Raw genomic sequence first — 17,665 nt, forward strand, 5'->3', positions numbered from 1 at the left:
GCCCCAAGGCGCGTCTGTCACGAAAGGATCACAAAACAGTCTGTGACCAATGGTCAGGGGGCGGCGGATGCCCGGCCTTTGGGCCGGTCGTGCAGGAATTTCATCAGCGTCGGGGTCAGGTACATCGGGATCTGATAGCAGCCGATGAACAAAAGCAGCTGGTCGATGGTGCTGTCGGGCAGGGCGACAAGAAACAGCGCGATGTTGCGGTTGCCTGCGACGACGCTGATCCCGGGCAGGTCGCGGGCGGGAATCCCGCGCAGGAACCGCCAGGCCAGCAGCTGCAGGCCAAAGTTCAACATCAACGCAAAGCCCAACCAGCGGGCAAAACGGGCCGGATCGGTTGTCAGCACCGGGCCCGCGACCGACATCAGCCCGACCACCATGACCGCCAGCAGGATCGCAGCTGCGCCATCAAAGGCCTGCTGGCGTTCCGGGGTCACCCGGTCGCCGGCGAGGTGACGCAGGGCAAAGGCCGTGCCGACCGCGCCGAAGACGACCGCCATCAGTTTCAGCGATGACAGCAGAACCGCGGCAGGAGAGCCGAAGGGCGGAAAGAACAGCAGAACGGGCAGGGCGGTGAACGGAAACAGCGCCGTGCCCAGCAGCAGAAGCCGCATCGCGGCAGAGGGATCCTGCCCCATCAGGATCGTGAAGTTGGGGCTGCCGGTGACCGAGGGCGACGACAGCACGAGGATGACCGCCAGCATGGCCGGGCTGTTCAACAGCCCCAGAAGGGCGGCCAGCGCCAGCGCGATCAGCGGCAACGCAAGCTGATAGATCAGCGCGACCCGCAGGGTGCCCCGCAGGTCGCGCAGGTTGCCAAGCGCCGCGCGTGGCCCGATCCGGAAGGCGGCGACGAACAGCAGCGCGGCGATCATCTCGGGCAGCCAGGGTTTGACCCAATGCGCCAGCCCGGGCAGGCAAAGCCCCGCGACCAGCCCGGCGATCAGGCTCCAGCGGCCGTGCCGGGCGATGAAGCGCAGGGCGCCCAAGGGCTCAGCCCCCGGGGCCCTTGCGGATGTTGTCGGGCAGCCAGGTCGCCAGTTCGGGGAAGGCGATCAGCACAAAGACCATCACCACCATGATCAGGAACATCGGGATCGCGGCGCGCGCGATGAAGTTCATCTCATGGCTGGTCATGCCTTGCAGCACGAACAGGTTGAAGCCGATGGGCGGCGTGATCTGTGCCATTTCCACGACGACGACGATGAAGATGCCGAACCAGATGATGTCGATGCCCGCCTGCCGGATCATCGGTTCCACCACCGCCATGGTCAGCACCACCGACGAGATCCCGTCCAGGAACATGCCCAGCACGATATAGAACACCAGCAGCGCCATCAGCAGTTCGAACTTGGTCAGGTTCCAGCTGGCGATCAGGTCGGCCAGCCCGCGCGGCAGACCGGTAAAGCCCATCGACAGCGACAGGAAGGCGGCACCGGCCAGGATCAGGGCGATCATCGCGCTGGTGCGCACGGCACCCATCAGGCTGGCGGTGAAGGTGCCCCAGGTCAGCGAGCCCTGCGTCGCGGCCAGCACCATCGACCCGATGACGCCGAAGGCGGCGGCCTCGGTCGCGGTGGCATAGCCCAGGTACATCGAGCCGATGACCACCAGGATCAGGCAGATCACCGGGATCAGGAAGCGGGAGTTCTTGACTTTTTCCAGCAGCGTCATCCGCGGTTCGGGTGTCGGGTTGAAGTCTTTGGACACTTTCGACTTGACGCCGACATAGGCCATGAACATGGCCGCCAGCACGAGTCCGGGGAACACGCCGGCCATGAACAGCTTGGTGATGGATTCGTTGATGGTGACGCCATAGACGATCAGCGTCAGCGACGGCGGAATCATCAATCCCAGCGTGGCTGCGCCCGCTAGTGTGCCGATCACCATGTTTTCCGGATAGCCACGCTTGCGCAGTTCCGGGATCGACATCTTGCCCACGGTTGTCAGCGTCGCCGCGGACGAGCCGGACACGGCGGCAAAAACCGTACAGCCGACGATATTGGTGTGCACCAGCCCCCCGGGCAGCCGCGCCATCCACGGCGACAGGCCCTTGAACATGTCCTCGGACAGTCGCGTTCGGTACAGGATTTCCCCCATCCAGATGAACAGCGGCAAGGCGGTCAGCGTCCAGCTGGACGACGACGCCCAGACCTTGGTGATCATCGCATCGCCTGCCGGGCGCGAGGTGAACAGCTCCATCCCGACAAAGGCCACTCCCAGCAGGGACAGCCCCACCCAGACGCCAGAGCCCAGCAGCAGGAAAAGAACGAAAAGGAAGATCGCGATCGGGATCAGTTGTTCCATTGTGCCGGTCCCTTATTCCGCGTGGCTTTGATCGACGAGATCGGACCGAATGCCATGGTCGCCAGTGACCAGCAACCGGACAAGGTGATCCCAGAAGGCGATGGCCAGCAGGATCGTGCCCACGCACATCGACAGTTGCGGGATCCAGATCGGTGTGGCGTCAAGGCCTTGGGACAGTTCGTTCCAGCGCCAGGAGACATAGGTGCCCTTGACCGCGTAGCGGGCAAGGTAGGTGGCCAGCGCCGCGCCGATGCCGAAACACCAAAGTTCGCCCCAGCGGCGATACTTGCCAAGGAAGGACAGAAACAGCGACACCCGGATATGCGCGCCGTGGTTCAGCGCATAGGCCAGCGCAAGAAAGGACGCGCCCGCCATGCAGTACCCGGCGTAGTCGGTCGCGCCTGGAAAGACATGGCCGGTCCAGCGCGCCAGCATCTGCAACACGATGATCACAAGGATCGCGATCAGGAACAGCGCCGCAAGGACGCCCCCCGTCAAGTAAAGGCCGTCCAGCGCACGGCGCAGGGTCTTGAGCATGATGTCCCCCGGAAAATCAGGGTGGGTCGCGACCCACCGCGGTGGTGGGGGTGGGTTCGAAAACCCACCCCGCGCCGTTGTCTTATTGGTTCTTGTAGGCGTCGACGATGGCCTTTCCGGCGTCGCCCGCGCTTTCCAGCCATTCAGCGGTCATGGTGGCGCCGATGGCCTGCAATTCGCTGACCAGCTTGTCGCCGGCGCGGCCTACGGTCATGCCACCTGCCTTCAGCCCGTCCAGGGTGAACTGGGTGTAGTCCTTGGAACGCTGCAGGCCGCTGGCGGCTGCGGCGGTGGCGCAATCGTTCATCACGGTCTTGGTGGCGTCATCCAGCCCGTTCCAGGCGTCGGCGTTGACGAAGACCGCGTTGCGCGGCAGCCATGCGTCGACTTCGTAGAAGTGGCTCAGGTGTTCCCAGACCTTGCGGTCATACCCGGTGGCGCCCGACGAGATGAAGGATTCCGCCACGCCGGTGGCCAGCGCCTGCGACAGTTCCGCGGCTTCGACCTGGACCGGCAGCATGCCAGTCAGTTCCGCCATGCGCGCGGTTGCGGTCGAGTAGGAGCGGAACTTCACCCCCTTGAGGTCGGCCACCGAGTCCACCGGCTTGTTGACGTAAAAGCCCTGCGGCGGCCACGGCACCGAATAGAGATAGTGCAGGTTATCTTCGGCCAGCGCCTCTTCGACATAGGGCTGGGCGATGCTCCAGAGCTTTTCATGCTCGTCGAAGGACGACACCAGGAAGGGGATCGAATCCACGCCGTAAAGCGGGTTTTCATTCTGGTGCGCCGACAGCAGACGTTCGCCGATGTTGGCCTGTCCGGTCATCACCGCGCGCTTGATTTCCGCGCCGCCGAACAGCGAGCCCGAGGGATGGGTGACGATTTCCAGCGCCCCGCCGGTGCCGTCGGTGACGCATTTGGCGAATTCCGCGCCAACCTCGGAATGGAAGTTGGTCGCGGCATAGGCCATCGGCATGTCCCACTTGTCGGCCAGCGCCGGAGCGGCCATGGCACCGGCCAGCGCGGTGCCGGCCAGAAGGGTTTTGAGTTTGGTCATTTTGGGTCTCCCTGTGATTTTATGTGAACGGTGTGGCGTCCGGGTTCGTCCCGGATCGGTTGCCGTCACGTCATGAAACGTGACGGGGAATAGGGGGTGAGGTCAATATTCGGCGTGTGCCCGCCGATCATCTGCGCCAGCAAACGCCCGGTTTTCGGCCCGCCGGTCAGGCCGACATGGTCGTGGCCAAACCCCAGGTAGGCGCCCTTGACGCCCGGCACCTCGCCGATCACGGGGATGGAATCGGCCATCGAAGGGCGGTGCCCCATCCATTCCACCGATTTCTTCCAGGTGATGCCGGGGATCGCCTTGCGGATGTTGTCTTCCAGCAGCTTGTAGGGCGCACGCGAGCGCGGCGCGTCCAGCCCGCCGAATTCCACGATCCCCGCCAGCCGCAGCCGGCCTTCCATCGGGGTGGCCACGAACTTGCCCGAGGCGACCATGACCGGCGCCTTGGGCATGACCGAGGGCTCCCATAGCTCGAGGTGATAGCCACGTTCGGATTCCAGCGGCGCCTTGATGCCCAGCTTTGCCGCCAGCGGGCCGGACCAGACGCCCGTGGCCAGCACCGCGCCGTCGCACGCGAGTGTGTCACCGCCCGCGCGCACCCCGGTGACCGTGCCGTTTTCGCGGACGATATCGGTGACCTCGGCCTTGATCATCTGTCCGCCCTGATCCGTCACATGCCGGGCCAGCGCGGTGACATAGGCGCCAGGGTCGGAAATCCGGCCATGGTCGTGCAGGCGCACCGCCATGCCGATATCGGGGCCAAAGATCGGGTCGTACCCGCGCCAGTCGTCGCCTTCCAGCAGGTCCCAGGTAAAGCCGTTGTCGCGCCGCACCGACCAGCCCAGGTTGTCGCCCTCGTACGCGGCCCGGTCGCGGTACAGATACAGGTAATCCGACGCCACCACCCAGCGTTCCGCCCCGGTGCCCGCCGACAGCGCCTGATGGTCGGCCAGGCTGTCGCCGATGATCGGGGTCAGGGCCCTGGCGCGATGGCGCATCCTGGCATCCGTCCCATGCGACAGGTATTTCAGCATCCAGGGCAGCAGCCGGGGCAGGTAGCCCCATTTCATGAACAAGGGCTCTTTGGGGCTGAACAGCATTTTCGGCGCTTTCCACATCAGCCCTGGCACGGTGACCGGGATGATCGCGCAACTGGCCAGCACGCCGCCATTGCCGAAACTGGCCCCGGCGGCCGGGCCTTCGCGGTCGATCAGGATCACCTTGTGCCCGTCGCGTTGCAGCCAGATCGCGGTGGAGACCCCGAAGATCCCTGCGCCGATGATGGCGATTTTCTTCTTGTCCTGTGTCGTGCCGGTCACGTGAGTGGCTTTCCCCATGGCGGCGGACGCATCCCCCGCGCCTGCCTGTTGAAATCAAGATTGCCGCGAGGACATCATAAATTCCAATACAATTTCATGCAAAAACCATAAGCTGCTGTGATAGGGTCGCGTCATGTCCACGCCGTTTCGCCAATTTCAGGCCTTTCACGCCACGCTTCAGCGCGGCACAGTCACGGCGGCGGCCGAATACCTGGGCATTTCGCAACCGGCGATTTCCAACCTGCTGGCGCAGCTTGAACGGCGCACCAAGCTGAAGCTGTTCGAACGCACCCGCGGGCGGTTGGTGCCAACACCCGAAGCGATGGTGCTGTTCGACGAGATCGACACGGTCGTGCGTGGCCTCGATCACGTCAACCAGGCGGTGACCGACCTGCAAAACCAGAAGGCGGGACAGTTGCAGGTGGCCTGCAACCACGCGCTGGCCTTTGGTTTCCTGCCGAACGAGATCGCGCGTTTCGCCAAGGGCCGCCCGAACCTGACCATCGCGTTCCAGTCGCAATATTCCGGCAAGGTGCAGGAATGGGTCACCGCCGGCCTGTTCGAAATCGGCCTGTGCGAAATGCCCGTCCGGCAAGAGGCGATGGAACAGCGCCATTTCCGGTTCGAAACCCTCTGCGCCCTTCCCGAGGGCAGCGGCGTTGCCGACAAACCGGTGCTGACGCCCTCGGACCTCGACAGCTATCCTTTCATCGTCATGGGAAATGACCACATGGTCAGCCGTCGCACCCGTGAAGCGTTCCTGTCCGACGGTGCGCATTTCCGCATCCGCTGCCACACCGATCTGTTCCGCAACGCGCTGAACCTTGTGAAACAGGGGCTGGGCGCGGCGATGATCGACCCGTTCACCCTGTCCGCCGACGACGGGGCGGGCTATGTCGTGCGCCGTTTCGATCCGGCAGTGCTGCTGGATATCGTCGTGGTCACCGCCAAGGACAAGCCGCTTTCCGCGATCGGCCGAGAGTTCCTGGACCAGGTTCTGCCGCGCATGCAGGCCGTGGCGGTGGGCTAAGGCGCGGCTTGGCACCGGCGCCGCAGCGGGCCACAGTCGCCCAGGACACCCAAGGGGAATCGGCATGAAGATCAGCGGCGGCAAGTCGTTTTACGGCGCATCGGTGGGCATCCTGATGCTGGAATCGCGCTTTCCACGCATCCCAGGCGACATGGGCAATGCCCAAAGTTGGGATTTCCCGGTGCAATACCGCGTTGTGCGCGGCGCCTCGCCCGATCTTGCGGTGCGCGGCGGCGCCAAGGGGCTGCTGCCCGCCTTCGTCGAGGCGGCGCAGGCGCTGGTGGCCGATGGTGCGGACGGGATCACGACAACCTGCGGATTCCTCTCGTTGATGCAGGCGGACCTGGCGGCAGCGGTCGGTGTGCCGGTGGCAACCTCCTCGCTGATGCAGGTGGGCCTGGTCAACGCGCTTCTGCCGCCGGGGCGGCGGGCCGGGGTGCTGACGGTGTCCGCCAAGTCGCTGACCCCCGCGCATCTGGCCGCGGCCCGGGTGCCTGCGGACACGCCGGTGGGCAGCACCGAAGGCGGGCGCGAATTTACCCGTGCGATCCTGGACAACGACCCGGTACTGGACGTGGCGCTCGCGCGGCAGGACAATATCGACGCGGCCCTTGCGCTTCGGGCCGCCCATCCTGACCTGGGCGCCTTGGTGCTGGAATGCACCAACATGGTGCCTTATGCCCGCGATGTTGCCCAGGCGACGGGGCTGCCGGTCTTCACCATTCACAGCTTCATTTCCTGGTTCCAGTCGGGCCTGCGTCCGCGCCGCTTTCCGTCGGTCGAGGACTGAGTCACCTCACCTGTGCCGTGCCTCCAGCGCCAGCAGGAACCGCTTCGCCGACAGCCCGCCTCCGAACCTGGTCAGGTTGCCGTCTGCGGCCACCAGCCGATGACAGGGCAGGATGATCGGTATCGGGTTGGCGCCGTTCGCCGCCCCGATCGCCCGCACCGCGCGCGGCACGCCCAGGTGCGCCGCCCAGGCACCATAGCTTTGCGTGCGGCCATAGGGCAGCGTCGGCATGGCGCGCCAGTGCCGGGTCTGAAAATCGGTGCCCGACAGGACCAGGGGGACGTCGAACGTTCGCAACTCCCCGGCGAAATAGGCGGACACTTGGCGCGCCACCTCGGCAAAGGCGCCGGAGGCCTGCCGCCAGGCCGGGTCCGGGCCAAAGGCGCGCGGGCCCTGTGCGAACCCCAGCCGGTGCAGCCCCCTGTCATCGCCGACCAGCAGTAGCGCCCCGATGGGGCTGTCGACAAACCGGTACCGCAGGTTGACCGTCACCGCCGCAGGCTTCCCGGGGAACGCCCGTAAAGCCGCGCAAACCCCGCGTTCAAGGCACGCACGCTGCCGAACCCGGCGGCCTTGGCGATCTCGGCCACCGGCAGGTCAGTGTCGGTCAGCAGCGTCTTGGCCCGGGCCAGCCGCCGGGTCCGGGCCACCTGCGCCGGGCTGGCGCCCAGGTGCTGCGCGAACAACCGGCTCAGGTGGCGCGCGCCCACCCCCAGCCTGCCGGCCAGCGCCGCGACCGTGCCGCCATGGTCCAGCGCCCCGTCCGCAATCAGCCGCAGGGCGCGCGTCACCGTGGCCTGAGTGCCCATCCACGCGGGCGAAAACGGCAGGGTCTCGGGCCGGCACCGCAGACAGGGGCGATAGCCCGCCGCCTCGGCCGCCGCCGCGCTGGGGAAGAACCGTACGTTCCGGCTCAGCGGCGGCTTCACCGGGCAGACCGGGCGACAATAGATGCCGGTGGTGCGGACAGCGGTAAAGAACCGCCCGTCAAAGGCCGGGTCCTTGCGCAGCCGGGCCGCATCGCAGGTGTCGAAATCCAACATGGTCCCAGGATACCGCCGCGGTCCCGGCCGGGACAGCCCCGACGCGATGATCACGTCCGAAACCGTCCACTTGCTTTCATCTTTCCACAAATACTCAAACCGGCGGAACACTCGCCAAGGCCGCGGAACACCTGTATGATAGCGATGTCCTATCAAAACTGACGTTGATAGTCCTGTATCATGATCGCCAAACTCGAAATGCTCATCGCACTCGCCAAGGAACAGCACTTCGGTCATGCCGCCGAGGCGCTGGGCATCACCCAGCCGTCGCTGTCCAACGGGATTCGCCAGTTGGAGGATCAGCTGGGTGTTAAGCTGGTCAACCGTGGCTCCCGCTTTGGCGGCCTGACGCCAGAGGGCCAGCGCGCCCTGGTCTGGGCGCGGCAGATCGTGGGGGACGCCCGCAGGTTGAAACAGGAAATGCGTGCCACCTATGCCGGGCTTGCCGGGCATGTCCGCCTGGCGGTGATCCCGACCGCGCTGACCTGGGCGGCAGAGCTGACCGCGCGCTTCACCGAGCGCCATCCCAGCACCAGTTTCACCGTGTTGTCGCGCTCGTCCGAGGAAATCCTGAAACAGATCGAGAATCTCGATGCCGACGCCGGATTGACCTATCTCGACAATGAACCCTTGGGCCGGATGACCACCACGCCGCTGTACCGCGAGCATTACGCGCTGCTGTGCCGGTCCGATCACGTGCTGGCGCACAAGCACAGCCTGCGCTGGCCCGAGTTGAACGGCATCGCGATGTGTCTGCTGACCCCGGACATGCAGAACCGGCGGATCCTCAACCGCCACCTGATGCAGGCGGGGATCGAAGTTGTGGCCTCGGTCGAAAGCAATTCCACAATCGTGCTGGTATCGAACGTGATCGCCGGGCGCTCTGTCACCGTGTTGCCGGATCACCTGGCGCGGTTTCTGGCGGCGGGGCATGACCTGTGCGTGGTCCCGATCGAGGAAGACAGCGCCGCACCGACCGTCGGCCTGGTGGCGCTGCACCGGGAGCCTTATACCCCGGTCGTGCAGGCGCTGCGCAAACTGGTAGCCGAGATGGCGCGTGATCAATAGCAAATGGCTATCGCTTAACCGAATCTCGATATTGAATCGGACATCAAGCCGGGGCACATGAGGGTCAAACTGTCACAGGTGAGGATGCCATGCCCCGCGACCTGCCGCTGCCTTCTGACGACGACCTGCGCGCACTGGCGCAGGGGTTTCTTGAACTTGAAGGCCCGCTTCTGCCGATCCTGCACGCCATTCAGGACACTTTTGGCGTGGTGCCCGACAACGCCGCGCGCGTGTTGGGCGACGTGCTGAACGTGGGCCGGGCCGAAGTGCATGGCGTCCTCAGCTTCTATCACGATTTCCGCAAGGCGCCGGCCGGGACCCACGTGGTCCGGATCTGCCGCGCCGAAGCCTGCCAATCCATGGGCGGGGTCGCGCTGGCCGAGGCGGTGCTGGCGCATTTCAGGACCGGCTGGCACGGCACCACCGAGGACGGCCAGGTGACGGTAGAGCCGGTGTTCTGCCTGGGGCTGTGCGCCTGCGCGCCGGCGGCGATGGTGGACGACCGGCTGATCGGGCGCGCAACGGTCGAAAAAATCGCGGAGGGCGTGGCATGAGGATCTGGGTTCCGGGCGATGCCGCCGCGAAAGCGCTGGGTGCGGATGCCGTGGCGCAGGCGCTGCAAGCCGAGGCCGAAGCGCGGGGTATCGAGGTGCAGATCACCCGCAACGGCAGCCGGGGCATGATCTGGCTGGAGCCGCTGGTCGAGTTTGAAATCGACGGCGTGCGCCACGGCTTCGGCCCTGCCGGGCCCGCGGATGCCACGGCGATCCTGTCGGGCGACTGCGCAAAGGCGCTGGGCCCGGTCGAGGACCTGGACTGGATGAAACGCCAAACCCGCCTGACCTTTGCCCGCGTCGGCGTGATCGATCCGCTGTCGCTGTCAGAGTACGAAGCGCAGGGCGGGCTGACCGGGCTGCGCCGCGCGATCGCGATGACAGGCGAAGAGATCGTGGCCGAGGTTACCGCAAGCGGGCTGCGCGGCCGTGGCGGCGCCGGCTTTCCGACCGGGATCAAGTGGGACACGGTGCGCAAGGCGCAAGGCCCGCGGAAATACATCGTCTGCAATGCCGACGAAGGTGACAGCGGCACCTTTGCCGACCGCATGCTGATGGAGGGCGACCCGTTCTGCCTGATCGAGGGCATGGCGATTGCCGGGCTGGCGGTGGGGGCGACCAAGGGGTTTGTCTATATCCGGTCGGAATATCCCGATGCCATCGCGGTGATGACCCGCGCTGTCGAGATCGCCCGCGACGCCGGGGTGCTGGGCCAAGTGCTCGGCGCGCGCCATGCGTTCGACATCGAGATCCGCAAGGGCGCGGGCGCCTATGTCTGCGGCGAGGAGACCTCGCTTCTGAATTCGCTGGAAGGCAAGCGCGGGATCGTGCGTGCCAAGCCGCCGTTGCCGGCGCTGGAAGGGTTGTTCGGCAAGCCGACGGTGGTCAACAACGTGCTGTCGTTGGCCACCGTGCCGGTGATCCTTGCGAAAGGCGCTGCGCATTACGCCAGCTTCGGTCTGGGCCGGTCGAAAGGCACGATGCCGATCCAGATCGCCGGCAACGTGGCGCGCGGCGGGCTGTTCGAGACCGCTTTTGGCCTGCCGCTGGGCGAACTGGTGTCCGAGATCGCCGGGGGCACCGCCACGGGCCGTCCGGTCAAGGCGGTGCAGGTCGGCGGGCCGTTGGGGGCCTATTTCGCGCCGCATCAGTTCGACACGGCGTTCGGCTATGAGGAATTCGACGGCGCGGGCGGGTTGATCGGCCATGCCGGGATCACGGTGTTCGACGACGGCGCCGACATGGTCGCGATGGCGCGGTTCGCGATGGAGTTCTGCGCGGTGGAAAGCTGCGGCAAGTGCACGCCCTGCCGGATCGGCGCGGTGCGCGGGGTCGAGACCATCGACCGGATTGCGGCCGGCGACGGCAGCGCGGTGCCGCTGCTGGAAGACCTGTGCGAGGTGATGAAGGATGGCGCGCTTTGCGCGTTGGGCGGCTTCACCCCGTACCCGGTGCTGAGCGCGCTACGGCTGTTTCCCGACGAGTTCGGGGCGGTGAAAGTGGCCGCCGAATGAGCGGTTTCGCCGCCTGCGGCGGCGACCGATGCGGGGGGCCAGCCCCCCGTACCCCCCGGGATATTTCCGGCAAGATGATGTGAGAAGGGTTGGGCCATGAAAGATTTCATCATTCCCTGGGATGACAAGGACATGGGGACGCCCGCCCGGACAGGGGCGCCGGTGTCGCTGATCGTGGACGGGGTCGCGGTGACCGTGCCCGAGGGGACATCGGTGATGCGCGCGGCGGCGGCGGCGGGAATTTCGGTGCCGAAACTGTGCGCGACCGACATGCTGGACGCTTTCGGGTCGTGCCGGCTCTGCGTGGTGGAGATCGAGGGGCGGCGTGGCACGCCTGCGTCGTGTACCACGCCGGTGGCGCCGGGAATGGTGGTGCGCACGCAATCGGACAAGCTGCGCCGTCTGCGGCGCGGAGTGATGGAGCTGTATATCAGCGATCATCCGCTGGATTGCCTGACCTGTGCCGCCAACGGCGATTGCGAATTGCAGGACATGGCCGGTGTCGTGGGGTTGCGCGATGTGCGCTATACCGCGCCGGACAACGCCGCGCTGGCCAATCATTTCGAGTTGCGCAACACCTCGGGCGCGGCCAATCCCCAGTGGGCGCCAAAGGACGAGAGCAACCCCTATTTCACCTATGACCCGAGCAAATGCATCGTCTGTTCGCGCTGCGTGCGGGCCTGCGAGGAGGTGCAGGGTACCTTTGCGCTGACCATCGCCGGGCGCGGATTTGACAGCCGCGTGTCCGCCGGCAGCGGCGTGGACGATTTCCTGTCGTCCGATTGTGTCAGCTGCGGCGCCTGCGTGCAGGCTTGCCCGACCGCGACCCTGCAGGAAAAGACCGTGATCGAGAGGGGTGTGCCGGACCGGTCGGTGGTGACCACCTGCGCCTATTGCGGGGTCGGCTGTTCGTTCAAGGCCGAAATGCAGGGCGATGCGCTGGTCCGGATGGTGCCGTGGAAGAACGGCAAGGCCAACCGGGGCCATAGCTGCGTCAAGGGGCGGTTCGCCTGGGGCTATGCCACCCACCGCGAGCGCATCCTGAACCCGATGATCCGCGACACGATCGACGAGCCCTGGCGCGAGGTCAGCTGGGGCGAGGCGATGGGGTTTGCCGCGCAAAAGATGCGCGGCTTGCAGGAGAAATATGGACGGAAGTCGATTGGCGTGATCACGTCGAGCCGCTGCACCAACGAGGAAACCTTCCTGGTGCAGAAGCTGGCGCGCGCCGTCTTTGGCAACAACAACACCGACACCTGCGCCCGGGTCTGCCATTCGCCGACCGGCTACGGGCTTGGCCAGACCTTTGGCACCAGTGCCGGCACGCAGGATTTCGACAGTGTCGAGAAGACCGACGTGGTGATCGTGATCGGTGCCAACCCGACCGACGCGCATCCGGTCTTCGGTTCGCGGCTGAAAAAGCGGCTGCGGCAGGGGGCCAAGCTGATCGTCGTCGACCCGCGCCGCATCGACCTGGTGAAATCGAACCATATCCAGGCCGCGCATCACCTGGCGCTGCGACCGGGCACCAATGTTGCCGTGGTGACCGCGCTGGCCCATGTCATCGTGAGCGAAGGCCTGATGGATGAGGCCTTCATCCGCGAGCGCTGCGATTGGGACGAGTTCCTGGCCTATGCCGAGTTCGTCAGCAACCCGCGCCATTCCCCCGAGGCGGTCGAGGCGCTGACCAGTGTTCCGGCGGCAGAGTTGCGGGCCGCGGCGCGCACTTTTGCCTCTGGCGGCAACGGCTCGATCTACTATGGCCTGGGGGTGACGGAACACAGCCAGGGCTCGACCACCGTGATGGCGATCGCCAACCTGGCGATGCTGACCGGGAACGTCGGCCGCGAAGGCGTGGGGGTGAACCCGCTGCGTGGTCAGAACAACGTGCAGGGGTCCTGCGACATGGGATCGTTCCCGCATGAACTGCCGGGCTATCGCCACGTCAAGGGCCCCGAGGTGCGGGCGATCTTTGAGCAGGCCTGGGGGGTGTCGATCGACCCCGAGCCGGGGCTGAGAATCACCAACATGCTGGATGCGGCGGTCGATGGCAGTTTCAAGGGGCTGTATTGCCAGGGCGAGGATATCCTGCAGTCCGACCCCGACACCCGCCACGTGGCCGCAGGCCTGGCCGCGATGGAATGCGTCATCGTGCATGACCTGTTCCTGAACGAGACCGCGAACTATGCCCATGTCTTCCTCCCGGGCTCGACCTTTCTGGAAAAGGACGGCACCTTCACCAATGCCGAACGCCGGATCAACATGGTCCGCCGCGTGATGGCGCCACGCAACGGCTATGCCGACTGGGAAGTGACGCAGATGCTGGCTAACGCGATGGGGGCGGGCTGGTCCTATACCCACCCGTCGCAGATCATGGCGGAAATCGCCGCGACCACGCCCAGTTTCGCGGGCGTCACCTATGACAAGATCGAGGCGCTGGGCAGCGTGCAGTGGCCCTGCAACGACAGCGCGCCAGAGGGCACGCCGCTGATGCATGTGGACGGGTTCGTGCGTGGCAAGGGGCGGTTCATCGTCACCGAATATGTCGCGACCGAGGAAAAGACCGGCCCGCGCTTCCCGTTGCTGCTGACCACTGGTCGCATCCTGTCGCAGTACAACGTGGGGGCGCAGACCCGGCGGACCGACAACACCGTCTGGCACGAACGCGACCTGCTGGAAATCCATCCGCATGATGCCGAAAACCGCGGCATCCACGATGGTGATTTTGTCCGGCTTGCCTCACGGTCCGGCGAGACAACGCTGATGGCCAAGCTGACCGACCGGGTCAGCCCCGGTGTGGTCTATACCACCTTCCACCACCCCGACACCCAGGCCAACGTGATCACCACCGACCATTCCGACTGGGCCACCAATTGCCCGGAATACAAGGTGACGGCGGTGCAGGTCAGCCTGTCGAACGGGCCCAGCGACTGGCAAGAGGACTACGCCGCACAGGCGGAACGGTCGCGGCGCATCCTTCCGGCGGCCGAATGAGACAGGCGGCGATCAGCCAGGCCGGGCTTTCGGTCCAGCGTGACGGACGGCGCGCGGTGCTGCGCAGTCTGCCCGACGAGGTGCCGGTGGCCATGGTCTTCAACGGCACCACGCAGGCGGTGATGATGGCCAGCCCCGCGGATCTGTGCGATTTCGCCCGGGGCTTCGCGCGCAGCGAGGGGATCGTGGAAACGGTCGATCAGATCGAGACGCTGGAAATCGTCGAACATGACGCCGGGATCGAAGCGCGCATGTGGCTGGCCGACGACCGGGGCGCGCAGCTCAAGGCGCGGCGCCGTGCCCTGCTGGGCCCGGTGGGCTGTGGTCTGTGCGGAATCGACAGCCTCGAAGCCGCCTTGCGGCCGCTGCCCTGTGTGACCGCCTCGCTTCACCTTGACGCGTCAGAGGTCGCCCATGCCACCGATGCGCTGCGGGCCCACCAGCCGCTGCACGACCAGACCCATGCCGCCCATGCCGCGGGCTTTCTGCAACCGGGGCAAGGCATCGTTTTGGCACGCGAAGACGTCGGCCGCCACAATGCGCTCGACAAGCTGATCGGCGCGCTTGATGCCCGCGGCCTCGACCCGGCCAGCGGCGCGGTGGTCCTGACCAGCCGGGTTTCGGTCGAGATGGTACAGAAAACCGTGATGGCAGGCATCCCCGCGCTGATCGCGGTGTCTGCGCCCACTGCACAGGCCCTGCGGCTGGCTCAGGATGCAGGGCTGACCGTCGCGGCCTTTGCCCGGGGCGGCGGATTCGACCTGTACGCCCATCCCGAACGGATCATAGACGGAGAACGCCATGTCGTCTGACAAGCTGGTCTCGATGGCCAACCAGATCGCCACCTTCTTCCACAGTCAGCCGGGGGCAGACCGCGCGCAGCGCGTGGCAGATCATCTGAATGATTTCTGGGATCCGCGGATGCGCCGCGACCTGATTGCCCATGTGGCCGCCGGCGGCGCGGGTCTTGATCCGCTGGTGCAGGAGGCGATGTCCCACCTGCGCGCGCCTGCTGGCTGAAACTGCGGCCTGCCACGTCTTTTGCTTGCCAAATACCTCGGGGGGATTGGGGCAGCCCCCCCCATGGTGTGACCCGTTGCATGTGGACGCGCCCGACAAACGGCCGCGGCGTGCGGCCGAGCGTCCGGATCAGGGCCCTCAGTCCGCCAGGGCGGTGTCGATCGCGGTGCACAATTTGCCCACCAGTTCGTCGATCTGCGCGTCCTCGATGATGAGGGGCGGGGCCAGCAACACGTGGTCGCCCACAATCCCGTCCAGCGTGCCGCCCATAGGGTAGCAGATCAGCCCCTCGGCAAAGGCCGCGGCCTTGATCCTGGCGTGCAGTTTCCGCGCCGGGTCGAAATGTGTCTTGCTGTCGCGGTCCGCGACGATCTCGATGCCCCGGAACAGACCCCGGCCGCGAATGTCGCCGACATGCGGATGCTGGCCAAGCGCGTCGGTCAGGCAGGACTGCAACAGTTCGCCCTGGAGACGGACACGGGCCATCAGGTCGTGTTCCTCGAATTCGGTCAGCACGGCATTGGCCGCAGCGGCCGCCATGGCGTGTCCCATATAGGTATGGCCATGCTGGAAAAAGCCGGAGCCCGCGGCAATCGCGTCATAAATCTTGCCTGAGGTCATCAGCGCGCCGATCGGCTGGTAACCCGCGCCTAGGCCCTTGGCGATGGTGATCATGTCGGGGGCGACGCCGTCCTCGGCACAGGCGAACAGGTGTCCGGTCCGGCCCATGCCGCACATGACCTCGTCCAGGATCATCAGCACGCCGTGACGGTCGCAGATTTCGCGGATGCGCTTGAGATAGCCTTCGACCGCCGGAACCGCGCCCAGTGTCGCGCCGACGACGGGTTCGGCCACGAAGGCCATCACGGTGTCAGGGCCAAGGCGCTGGATCTCGATTTCCAACTCGTCGGCCACGCGTTGGCCATAGGCCAGGGGCGACTCGTCCTCGGCGCGGCCGCGGTATTCGTAGCACGGGCTGATATGGGTGGTTTCCACCAGCATCGGCGCGAATTGCGCCCGCCGCCAGGCGTTGCCGCCGGTGGCCAGCGCGCCCAGCGTGTTGCCGTGATAGCTTTGCCGCCGGGCGATGACGCGGTGGCGGTCGGGCTGACCGATTTCCAGGAAATATTGCCGCGCCAGTTTCAGCGCCGCCTCCACAGCCTCGGATCCGCCAGACACAAGATAGACCCGGTCGATGCCCTCGGGGGCCGCGGCGACAAGGCGATCCGCCAGTTCCTCCGCCGGGGCGGATGTAAAGAACCCGGTGTGCGCAAACGCCAGCGTGTCCATCTGCGCATGCAGCGCCGCGCGGACCCGTTCGTTGGAATGGCCAAGGCAGGACACAGCCGCGCCGCCCGAGCCGTCAAGGTATCGCTTGCCCGAAGCATCGACCAGGTAACAGCCGTCGCCGGCGACAGCGACAGGGGGCTGGGTCTTGGTACTGCGTCCGAAAATATGGCTCATCCCATCGGTCCTTCCGGGTTGAGGTCACGGGAAAATAAAGCGGTTGCCTTATTTGTTCCGCTTGATAAATCAGTCGCATCAAAAAGCAAGGGGCAATGATGGGTGAGGCGGAAAAGATCGGGCAAGGCCTGACGCGGCTGGCGCAAAACAGCCCGCCCAAGCTGCGCGAACTGGCAGCCTGGGTGCTGGACAATCTGCCTCAGGTGGCGTTCGGCTCGATCCGGGGGCTGGCGGTTCAGGCGGGCAGCAATCCCAACACCGTCATTCGGCTTGCGCGGGAACTGGGCTTCGACGGGTTCGAGGGGTTCAAGGCGGCAGTGCAGGCGCAGTTGCAGGCCGGGGCGAACTATTCCAGCCGCGCCGCGGCGCTGCACAACCGTTCCGGGGCTGAACTGCGCGCGGATCTTGTTGCCGCCAGCCGAGAGAATTTCGAGGCGTTGTTTCACCCCGACACGATGGCGGTGCTGGAATCCTGCGTTGATCCGTTGCTTTCGGCGCGTCGGGTCCATTCTGTCGGAGTGCGCAGTTGTTTTGGTGTGGCGTATTACTTTTCCTACGCCGGGCGCATGGCCTTTGACAATTTCGTCGAGGTGCCGTCGGTGCCCGGTGCGATCCTTGACCAGATGTCCCGGACCGGACCCGAGGATATCGTGGTGATCATCACCTATGCGCACTATTCGCAGGAAGCGATCCGTGCCTGCCAGGTGGCGCGGTCGCGCGGTGCCCGGGTGCTGGCGCTGACCGACAGCTTTTCGGCCCCTGTTGCCCTTGATGCGTGGCAGGTGCTTCGGTTGCCCATGGCGGGGCCACAACTGATGCCCTCGCTGGCGGCGGCTTTCGTCGCGGTGGAAATGCTGCTGGCGGAAATGGCTGCACGCAGCGAAACGGCCGCGGACCGGACCGCCGCGTTCGAGGCGCGGCTTCGCGACTATGGCGGCTATATCTGACCGTGA

The 17,665-nt window shown here is 65.8% G+C and carries 17 protein-coding genes; 9 read left to right on the plus strand and 8 right to left on the minus strand.

Annotation, left to right across the window (positions count from 1 at the left end):
* Nucleotides 1-53: 53 nt before the first annotated feature.
* The 5 genes from VK792_RS10365 to VK792_RS10385 all read right to left on the minus strand — a co-directional run bounded on the left by VK792_RS10365 (nucleotide 54) and on the right by VK792_RS10385 (nucleotide 5,253).
* Entirely contained in the window at nucleotides 54-995 is a 942-nt protein-coding gene (locus VK792_RS10365) for a hypothetical protein (protein WP_326297411.1), read from the minus strand.
* A 4-nt stretch (nucleotides 996-999) separates the two neighbouring features.
* Nucleotides 1,000-2,313, minus strand: a complete 1,314-nt coding sequence (locus tag VK792_RS10370; RefSeq protein ID WP_326297412.1) for a TRAP transporter large permease — start codon at nucleotides 2,311-2,313, stop codon at nucleotides 1,000-1,002.
* Nucleotides 2,314-2,325: 12 nt separating this feature from the next.
* Nucleotides 2,326-2,850 carry a TRAP transporter small permease gene (locus VK792_RS10375; RefSeq protein WP_326297413.1) on the minus strand — a complete coding sequence of 175 codons (525 nt, stop codon included), beginning with the start codon at nucleotides 2,848-2,850 and terminating at the stop codon, nucleotides 2,326-2,328.
* Between the two features lie 82 nt (nucleotides 2,851-2,932).
* Nucleotides 2,933-3,907 carry a TRAP transporter substrate-binding protein gene (locus tag VK792_RS10380; RefSeq protein ID WP_326297414.1) on the minus strand — a complete coding sequence of 325 codons (975 nt, stop codon included), beginning with the start codon at nucleotides 3,905-3,907 and terminating at the stop codon, nucleotides 2,933-2,935.
* 65 nt (nucleotides 3,908-3,972) lie between these two features.
* Nucleotides 3,973-5,253 (minus strand): NAD(P)/FAD-dependent oxidoreductase, encoded by a 1,281-nt coding sequence (locus VK792_RS10385; protein WP_326297415.1) that lies wholly within the window; start codon nucleotides 5,251-5,253, stop codon nucleotides 3,973-3,975.
* A gap of 115 nt (nucleotides 5,254-5,368) precedes the next feature.
* On the opposite strand from VK792_RS10385, the gene VK792_RS10390 reads away from it, so the two are divergent.
* Together VK792_RS10390 and VK792_RS10395 are read left to right on the plus strand one after the other, a co-directional pair.
* Nucleotides 5,369-6,265 carry a LysR family transcriptional regulator gene (locus VK792_RS10390; protein WP_326297416.1) on the plus strand — a complete coding sequence of 299 codons (897 nt, stop codon included), beginning with the start codon at nucleotides 5,369-5,371 and terminating at the stop codon, nucleotides 6,263-6,265.
* A gap of 64 nt (nucleotides 6,266-6,329) precedes the next feature.
* Entirely contained in the window at nucleotides 6,330-7,055 is a 726-nt protein-coding gene (locus tag VK792_RS10395) for an aspartate/glutamate racemase family protein (RefSeq protein WP_326297417.1), read from the plus strand.
* 6 nt (nucleotides 7,056-7,061) lie between these two features.
* On the opposite strand, the gene VK792_RS10400 is transcribed toward VK792_RS10395, so the two are convergent.
* Both VK792_RS10400 and VK792_RS10405 read right to left on the minus strand, forming a co-directional pair.
* Nucleotides 7,062-7,547, minus strand: coding sequence for a methylated-DNA--[protein]-cysteine S-methyltransferase (locus VK792_RS10400; RefSeq protein ID WP_326297418.1), 486 nt, complete (start codon nucleotides 7,545-7,547; stop codon nucleotides 7,062-7,064).
* Entirely contained in the window at nucleotides 7,544-8,098 is a 555-nt protein-coding gene (locus tag VK792_RS10405; RefSeq protein ID WP_326297419.1) for a bifunctional transcriptional activator/DNA repair enzyme AdaA, read from the minus strand. The genes VK792_RS10400 and VK792_RS10405 overlap by 4 nt, the downstream gene beginning before the upstream one ends.
* A 180-nt stretch (nucleotides 8,099-8,278) precedes the next feature.
* On the opposite strand from VK792_RS10405, the gene VK792_RS10410 reads away from it, so the two are divergent.
* The 6 genes from VK792_RS10410 to VK792_RS10435 all read left to right on the plus strand — a co-directional run bounded on the left by VK792_RS10410 (nucleotide 8,279) and on the right by VK792_RS10435 (nucleotide 15,248).
* Nucleotides 8,279-9,166: a LysR family transcriptional regulator gene (locus VK792_RS10410; RefSeq protein WP_326297420.1), complete on the plus strand. Its 888-nt coding sequence runs from the start codon at nucleotides 8,279-8,281 to the stop codon at nucleotides 9,164-9,166.
* 89 nt (nucleotides 9,167-9,255) lie between these two features.
* Nucleotides 9,256-9,720, plus strand: coding sequence for a formate dehydrogenase subunit gamma (locus VK792_RS10415; protein WP_326297421.1), 465 nt, complete (start codon nucleotides 9,256-9,258; stop codon nucleotides 9,718-9,720).
* Entirely contained in the window at nucleotides 9,717-11,234 is a 1,518-nt protein-coding gene (locus VK792_RS10420) for an NADH-ubiquinone oxidoreductase-F iron-sulfur binding region domain-containing protein (RefSeq protein WP_326297422.1), read from the plus strand. Before VK792_RS10415 ends, VK792_RS10420 begins: the two co-directional genes overlap by 4 nt.
* Before the next feature lie 96 nt (nucleotides 11,235-11,330).
* A complete protein-coding gene (fdhF, locus tag VK792_RS10425; RefSeq protein WP_326297423.1) occupies nucleotides 11,331-14,228 on the plus strand; it encodes a formate dehydrogenase subunit alpha in 2,898 nt (965 codons plus the stop codon).
* The gene (fdhD, locus tag VK792_RS10430; RefSeq protein WP_326297424.1) at nucleotides 14,225-15,040 is read left to right on the plus strand and encodes a formate dehydrogenase accessory sulfurtransferase FdhD; all 816 of its coding nucleotides are present in this window, start codon (nucleotides 14,225-14,227) and stop codon (nucleotides 15,038-15,040) included. The genes fdhF and fdhD overlap by 4 nt, the downstream gene beginning before the upstream one ends.
* On the plus strand, nucleotides 15,030-15,248 hold the full coding sequence (locus VK792_RS10435; protein WP_326297425.1) for a formate dehydrogenase subunit delta: 219 nt from the start codon (nucleotides 15,030-15,032) through the stop codon (nucleotides 15,246-15,248). Before fdhD ends, VK792_RS10435 begins: the two co-directional genes overlap by 11 nt.
* Before the next feature lie 138 nt (nucleotides 15,249-15,386).
* Here VK792_RS10435 and VK792_RS10440 read toward each other — a convergent pair whose 3' ends face one another.
* On the minus strand, nucleotides 15,387-16,712 hold the full coding sequence (locus VK792_RS10440) for an aspartate aminotransferase family protein (protein WP_326297426.1): 1,326 nt from the start codon (nucleotides 16,710-16,712) through the stop codon (nucleotides 15,387-15,389).
* Between the two features lie 98 nt (nucleotides 16,713-16,810).
* Here VK792_RS10440 and VK792_RS10445 point away from each other — a divergent pair, with 98 nt between their 5' ends.
* On the plus strand, nucleotides 16,811-17,659 hold the full coding sequence (locus VK792_RS10445; protein WP_326297427.1) for a MurR/RpiR family transcriptional regulator: 849 nt from the start codon (nucleotides 16,811-16,813) through the stop codon (nucleotides 17,657-17,659).
* Nucleotides 17,660-17,665: the final 6 nt, after the last annotated feature.

This window comes from Mesobacterium hydrothermale (genome assembly GCF_035818635.1).
Classification (GTDB): Bacteria; Pseudomonadota; Alphaproteobacteria; order Rhodobacterales; family Rhodobacteraceae; genus Mesobacterium_A; species Mesobacterium_A hydrothermale.